Here is a 6,522-nt window from a genome sequence, read left to right on the forward strand (position 1 = left end):
CGAGCTTTATGTCGAGACCCAATTGGCCCCAACCTTGCAAGCCGGCGATGTGATCATTCTCGACAACCTGTCATCCCACAAAAGCCCCAAGGCCGCAGATGCCATGCGTTCGGTCGGTGCATGGTTTCTCTTCCTGCCGCCCTACAGCCCGGATCTGAACCCCATTGAAATGGCCTTTTCAAAGCTCAAGGCGTTGATCCGGCGGGCCGCCGCACGGACATACGATGACCTTTGGCGGGTCGTTGGCAATGTCTGCGATCTCTTCACTGAGGAAGAGTGCTACAACTTCTTCAAGGCCGCAGGCTATGAAACTGATTGAACGCAACCCGCTCTAGCTTCCGTTGACCTGAGCCGCGCATGGTGCTTCAATCGGAGTTTCGCTCAAGACCATTTTCACCAGAATGCCGGTCCGCCGCTCCGGATCAATCTTTTGCGCCGTTAAAGACTGGCCTCACTGCGCCTTGGCGCGGGCCGGGTCCCATGCGGCGAGGACGTTGGAATTGTCGTCGCCGTCGTATTCATAGAGCTTTTCCTCGGTCACGCCGGGGATATTGCCGAAATCCTCGGCGGTCTTGCGCGGGAACCATGAGGAGCGGATCTGGCCGGGTAACAACTCTCCGAGGATGCGCGAGGTCGCCAGCGAGCATTGCGCCGAGGGCACCGGGCCGTTGGCCTTCACAAGCTGGATCGCGCGTTCGGCCAGTTCCGGGGACACGTCGAGGCGCTGGATCTGCACATGGTAGGTCTTGCGCGCGTGATAGCGGGTATAGACGTCCTCGACCGGCGGGGTGATGCCGAAGAGCACATCGTTGCGCTCCGGGATGGTGTCGTGCTTGAAACTGCCTGCGGGGTCGAAGATCACCCGCTGCGAGCCGTTGATCATCAGCGAGGTATGCGCGCCCCCGCCGGAATTGTTGTTGATCATCGTATAGACCGTCAGGCGTGGCGGGCCGTCATGCCGGTAGGCGGCGCGCGCCACCGCATCATCCGGCGCCCAGACAGATTCTGTCGCACAGCCCGCAAGAAACACCATGGCGCCAAGCGCCAGTACCAATGACCGCATCACATCTCTCCCGCGCGCGTTCGGGGGCGGCTGGATCAGCCGTTGACCGCCGCGATGAACAGCAGCAGGCCGACGATCACAACCACCGACCATGTCACGGCCTTGATGAAGCCCTCGAATGTCTTTTCCTGAACGTCGGTATTCATCTCACCATGCTTGTGCTCGGCCATGTCGCGTTTTCCCTTGTTCGCTGAACCCATGTTTCGGCTCGTCATTACTGCATTTGCCACAGCCTGTCACGCCCCAAGCTGTCACATATCTCAGCCCTGTTCGAGATCCTGCGCGAGGCGAAAACCAATGCGCGTCGGGGCCTCGGCCGGGGCCTTCTTCGGCAGGGCGCGCAGCATCACGTTGAGTTGGCTGACATGCTGGACAAGCTGCGTGCGCATGCCCATCTGATCCTGCCCGTAAAAGGTGATGATGTCGGGATCGAAATAGCCCATCCCCTCGATCCGGATCACGCCCGCATCGCCCCCGGCGAATCCCATCGCGACCTCGTGTTCCTCGTCCAGGGTCTTCTCGAAATTCTGGATATAGAGGATCAGCCGTTCATACGCCCATTGCGCGGCGCTCTTGCCATCCACCGGCTTTTGCGAGAGCGACTTGGCGGCGGTCTCGATACAGGGCTGGTCGGGGTCGGAATGCACCTCGTGGGCACGCGGCATTGCGGCGGCTTCGGCATGTTCGGCGCTGGTGTCGATCTCGTTACCCATCGGGGTCTCCTCCCGGCTACGCGTCCTTGATTTGCCAGAGCCAGGCCTCGTCATCGCGGCACCAGCGGGTGACCTCGCCAGCGTGCAGCAAATGGTTGAGATGCGCAACGGCCTCGACCAGCGCGAGCCCGTAGGTGCCACGGTCGATGCGGCGCTTGAAGAGCAACGCAAAGCAGTCGGCGGCGGTGTGCGGTTCGGTGAGGAAGGCGCGCAGCCGGTCGAGGGCGGCGTGGTGATTGCCGCTCAGTTGCGCCATGCGCAGGGGCAGGCCGGTGAAGGGCAGCTTGTGGCCTGGCAGTACCAGATGATGGTCGCGGGCATGCGCCGCAAGCCGGTCGCAGGCGGCCAGCCAGTCGGACAGCGGATCGGCCAGCGGTTCGGTCGGGTAGACGCCGATATTGGGGCTGATGCCGGGCAGGATCTGATCGCCCGCAAGGACCAGATTGTCGTCGCGCGACCAGAGCGTGACATGTTCGGGCGCGTGCCCGCCGCCCATCCGCACATCCCAGTCGCGCCCGCCTGCGCGGATCACGTCGCCCTCCTGCATCCTTGTATAGCCCACCGGAATCGGCGCGCAGATATCGGCGAAATTATAGGGGCGTTCGTGCTTGCGGTGCTCGTAAATCTCCGGGTCCATCCCGCCCGCGCGGGAGAAGGCGAGCGCCTGCGGGGTGGGGCGCTCCTCGACATCGAGGATCAGCAGCCGCGCCAGAAGCCAGCTTGTGCGCGAGGCCCAGAGATCGGCGCCGAAGCGTTCCATGAACCAGCCCGCCATGCCGATATGGTCGGGGTGATGGTGGGTCAGGATCACGCGGCGGACCGGCTTGCCCTGAAGGGGCCCCGCCAGAATTCCCTCCCACAGGGCGACGCTGCGTTTGGAGTGGATGCCGGTGTCGACCAGCGTCCAGCTGTCGCCCTCGTCGAGCGCGTAGACGTTGACGTGATCAAGCACCATCGGCAACGGCAGGCGAAGCCACAGCACGCCGGGGGCGACCTCGGTCGCCTCGCCTTGGGCGGGCGGCTCGGGCCACGGGTGGCGGATATGCGCGCCGCCATCCATCAGGCTGCGAAATCCTCGGGGGTGAGCGCGTAGAGGTCCGCAGCGCCCGCCGTGGCATGCGCCAGATGCCCGGCATGCTCGGGCAAGAGGCGGGTAATGAAGAACCGCGCCAGCCGCGTGCGCGCGCCACCACCGCCCTCGGCCTGCGCGGCCATCAGGTGGAAATGCGCGCCGAGGATGCGGGCAAAGCCGCGCAAGTAAGGGATCGCCCCGGCAAAGCGCTGGGCCATGTCGTCTTGTGCCAGCATCCAGTCGGTCGCCTCGCGCAGGCTCTCGGTCGCCTGCCAGACGGATTCGGCCAGATCGGGCAGATCGCCGCGCGCCGCCTCTGCCGCCGCCTGCATCTCGTCGATGAGGGCAAAGGCGGCCTCGCCCCCGTCCATCAGCTTGCGGCCCACCAGATCCATTGCCTGAATGCCGTTGGTGCCCTCGTAGATCGCGGTGACGCGCACGTCGCGCAGGTATTGCGCGGCGCCGGTTTCCTCGATGTAGCCCATGCCGCCATGCAGTTGCACGCCGGTGTTGGCCACGCCGATGCCCGTTTCGGTGCCGCAGACCTTGGCAATCGGCGTCAGGAGGGCCGCGCGCGCGGCCCAGTGTTTGGCCCCGGTCGCCGTCTCCATGTCGATGGCCTGCGCGCAGGCGAGGGCGATGGCACGTGCGGCGAAGATCTCGGATTTCATGCCGGCCAGCATGCGGCGCACATTGGCGTGGCCGATAATCGTATCGGGATTGTCCTTGTCGGGGGTATGCCCCTGCTTGCGGTCCTGCGCATAGGCGAGCGCGTGCTGAAACGCGCCTTCGGCCACGCCGATGCCCTGACCGCCGACGCCGAGGCGGGCATTGTTCATCATGGTGAACATCGCGCGCATGCCCTGATGCGCCTCACCCACCAGCCATCCAGTGGCGCCGTCATATTGCATCACCGCAGTGGGGCTGCCATGCAGGCCCATCTTGTGCTCAAGGCTCACGACGTTGAGGCTGTTGCGCGCGCCGGGATTGCCGCTCTCATCAGGGATGAGCTTTGGCACCAGAAAGAGGCTGATCCCCTTGGTGCCGGGCACGCCGTCGGGCAGGCGCGCGAGCACGAGGTGACAGACATTCTCGGTGAAATCGTTGTCGCCCCAGGAGATGTAGATCTTTTGCCCGGTGATCGCGTAGCTGCCGTCGCCATTGTCCTCGGCGCGGGTGCGCAGCGCGCCCACATCGGAGCCCGCCTGCGGCTCGGTCAGGTTCATCGTGCCGGCCCATTCGCCGCTGACCAGCTTGGGCAGGTAGAGCGCCTTCAATTCGTTGCTGGCGTGATGCTCCAGCGCTTCGATCTGGCCCTGGGTCATCAGCGGGGCGAGTTGCAGCGACAGGCAGGCCGCCGCCATCATCTCGTTGACCGCGGTGGTCAGGGTCATCGGCAGGCCCATGCCGCCATGGTCGGGCTGCGCGCTGATCGACACCCAGCCGCCTGTCGCAATCGCGCGGTAGCCCTCGGCAAAGCCCGGTGGCGTGCGCACGACGCCGTTTTCCAGCCGCGCGGGGTGTAGGTCGCCCGCGCGCTGCAGGGGATAGAGCACCTCCTCGCACATGCGTCCCGCCTCGGTGAGGATGGCGGCGGTCATGTCGGGGGTCGCCTCGGCGAAACGCTCGGTCGCGGTCACCTGATGAAGGCCTATGACGTGATCGAAGAGGAACTGATACTCCGAGACCGGCGCGCGATAGGGCATGTCCATCCATCCTTTGCTGTTTCTGGCGCGTCTTGGCATCCGTTCTGAACGGCTGTAATCAACCCGGCGCAGGGCTTAGAGTAGCCGAAGGTGCCGGGACGACAACCAAAACGCGGCGTCAGGTCAGGGGACGTATATGCCAAATGCAACCAAACTATTGCAAGCCGAAGCTGCGGGATTTGACCGCGCTGCGGAGATTTGGCGCACCGGTGGCCTCGTGGCCTTTCCGACCGAGACGGTTTACGGGCTGGGCGCGGATGCGCGCGACGATCTGGCGGTGGCGCGGATTTTCGAGGCCAAGGGGCGGCCGCGTTTCAACCCGTTGATCGTGCATGTGGAGAGTGCGGCGCGTGCGCGGGAATACGTCGCATGGTCGGACATGGCCGAGATCGTGGCGAGCGCGTTCTGGCCGGGGCCCCTGACGCTGGTTCTGCCGCTGCGCGAGGGCGCAGGGCTGTCGCCGCTGGTCACCGCCGATCTGCCGACGCTGGCGGTGCGGGTGCCCGCGCATCCGGTGGCGCGCGCGCTGTTGCAGGCGTTCGGCGGGCCGGTGGCGGCCCCCTCGGCCAATCCCTCGGGCCGGATCAGCCCCACGGAGGCGGGCCATGTGATGGCGGGCCTTGCCGGACGGATCGAGGCGGTGGTCGATGGCGGGGCCTGCCCAGTGGGGGTGGAATCGACCATCCTCGGGCTGGCGAATGAGCCGGTGTTGCTGCGCCCCGGCGGCGTGCCGGTCGAGGCGTTGGAGGCAGCGCTGGACCAGCCCATTGCCCGGCGGGCCAAAGGCGCGGCGCTGAGCGCGCCGGGGCAGATGCGCTCGCATTACGCGCCGGGGGCAAAGGTGCGGCTGGAGGCCGAGGCACCGCGCCCGGGCGAGGTAATGCTGGGGTTTGGCCCGGTCGAGGCCGATCTCAACCTGTCGCGGGCGGGAGATCTGACCGAGGCTGCGGCCAATCTCTTTCATCACCTGCACGCGCTTGATGCGATGGGCGGCGAGGGCATCGCCGTCTCGCCCATCCCCGAGACCGGGCTGGGGCGGGCGATCAACGACCGGCTGCGGCGCGCGGCGGCCCCGAAAGAGTAGGGGGCGCTGCCCCCGTCGCGCCGGGCGCGACTCCCCCGGAATATTTTTGGCAAGATGAAGCCGTCAGCCGAGAAGGGCGAGACCGCCATAGAGCGTGACCCCGCCGAGGACGATGGCGACGATCACGTTGCGCAGGAAATAGCCCACGGCGAGAGTAACGAGGGCGGCGGCCATGCGCGGGGCATCAAGGCTGCCGCCGGTGGCGGCGGGCCAGACTACGAGGGGCGCGACAAGACCGGGCAGGACCGCCACGGCCGTGTAGCGCAGGTGGCGCAGCAGCCAGGGCGGCAAGGGACGGTTGCCGACAAGCCCGGTGAAGACGAAGCGCAGCCCGAAGCTGCCGAGGCCAAGCGCGATGATCACGAACCAGAGGTCTGCGGTTTCGATGTTCATTGGCGGGCCGCCTTGCGGCGCTCCAGCCAGAGTTCGGCCTGTGCGCCGGTCATCATGCCCGCGACGCCTGCGACCAGCAGGCCGAGATTGTAGGGTAGAAAGGCAAAGCACAGTGCGGTGACGACCGAGACCAGCGCCGCCAGCACATGGGCCGGGGTGCGCAGCATCGGGCCGATCATCGCCAGAAACGTGATCGGCAGCGCGAAATCGAGCGCCAGACCCTGCGGGATCGAGGTGCCCACAAGTGCGCCGACGAATGTGAAGAGATACCAGAGCGGACAGATCGGCGTGACCACCCCGAAGAAATAGGCCAGACGCTGCGCGATGCTCCAGCCCGGGTTCTGCTCGAACGCGGTGATGGCGCAGGCATAGCTCTGATCCACCGTGAAATAGGCGGCAAAGGCTTATCCCTTTTGTTCCGGCGGGACTACATGTTGAGGCGACAGAGTTCTTGATTGTGGATTGAGGCACGGATTAGATCCGTTTGCAGC

8 protein-coding genes and 1 pseudogene are annotated in these 6,522 nt (G+C 65.8%); 2 read left to right on the top strand and 7 right to left on the bottom strand.

The features are described 5' to 3' along the window. A partial coding sequence (locus tag BMX04_RS18645) for a transposase (RefSeq protein ID WP_139194637.1) occupies window positions 1-319 on the top strand: 319 nt, incomplete at its 5' end. A gap of 132 nt (window positions 320-451) precedes the next feature. Here the strand turns inward: BMX04_RS18645 and BMX04_RS18650 are convergent. Genes BMX04_RS18650 through BMX04_RS18670 form a run of 5 tightly spaced genes read right to left on the bottom strand, consistent with a single transcriptional unit; the run spans window position 452 to window position 4,554 of the window. Next, complete coding sequence (locus BMX04_RS18650) at window positions 452-1,063, bottom strand: hypothetical protein (protein ID WP_074788344.1); 612 nt, start codon at window positions 1,061-1,063, stop codon at window positions 452-454. 35 nt (window positions 1,064-1,098) lie between these two features. Beyond that, on the bottom strand, window positions 1,099-1,263 hold the full coding sequence (locus BMX04_RS18655) for an aa3-type cytochrome c oxidase subunit IV (RefSeq protein WP_420876418.1): 165 nt from the start codon (window positions 1,261-1,263) through the stop codon (window positions 1,099-1,101). 60 nt (window positions 1,264-1,323) lie between these two features. Further along, window positions 1,324-1,776 carry a DUF6173 family protein gene (locus BMX04_RS18660; RefSeq protein WP_074788345.1) on the bottom strand — a complete coding sequence of 151 codons (453 nt, stop codon included), beginning with the start codon at window positions 1,774-1,776 and terminating at the stop codon, window positions 1,324-1,326. A 16-nt stretch (window positions 1,777-1,792) separates the two neighbouring features. Beyond that, the gene (locus BMX04_RS18665; RefSeq protein WP_074788346.1) at window positions 1,793-2,836 is read right to left on the bottom strand and encodes an MBL fold metallo-hydrolase; all 1,044 of its coding nucleotides are present in this window, start codon (window positions 2,834-2,836) and stop codon (window positions 1,793-1,795) included. Continuing rightward, window positions 2,836-4,554 (bottom strand): acyl-CoA dehydrogenase, encoded by a 1,719-nt coding sequence (locus BMX04_RS18670; protein WP_074788350.1) that lies wholly within the window; start codon window positions 4,552-4,554, stop codon window positions 2,836-2,838. The genes BMX04_RS18665 and BMX04_RS18670 overlap by 1 nt, the downstream gene beginning before the upstream one ends. A gap of 136 nt (window positions 4,555-4,690) precedes the next feature. Between BMX04_RS18670 and BMX04_RS18675 the strand changes: the two genes are divergently transcribed. Then, the gene (locus BMX04_RS18675; protein WP_074788347.1) at window positions 4,691-5,638 is read left to right on the top strand and encodes an L-threonylcarbamoyladenylate synthase; all 948 of its coding nucleotides are present in this window, start codon (window positions 4,691-4,693) and stop codon (window positions 5,636-5,638) included. Window positions 5,639-5,701: 63 nt separating this feature from the next. Here the strand turns inward: BMX04_RS18675 and BMX04_RS18680 are convergent, their stop codons facing one another. Continuing rightward, window positions 5,702-6,031, bottom strand: a complete 330-nt coding sequence (locus BMX04_RS18680; RefSeq protein ID WP_074788348.1) for an AzlD domain-containing protein — start codon at window positions 6,029-6,031, stop codon at window positions 5,702-5,704. Next, window positions 6,028-6,435: pseudogene (locus tag BMX04_RS18685) on the bottom strand (AzlC family ABC transporter permease); the annotation flags it as partial. The pseudogene BMX04_RS18685 and the gene BMX04_RS18680, both read right to left, overlap by 4 nt. Window positions 6,436-6,522 lie beyond the last annotated feature (87 nt).

It is taken from the genome of Roseovarius tolerans (genome assembly GCF_900109855.1).
Classification (GTDB): Bacteria; Pseudomonadota; Alphaproteobacteria; order Rhodobacterales; family Rhodobacteraceae; genus Roseovarius; species Roseovarius tolerans.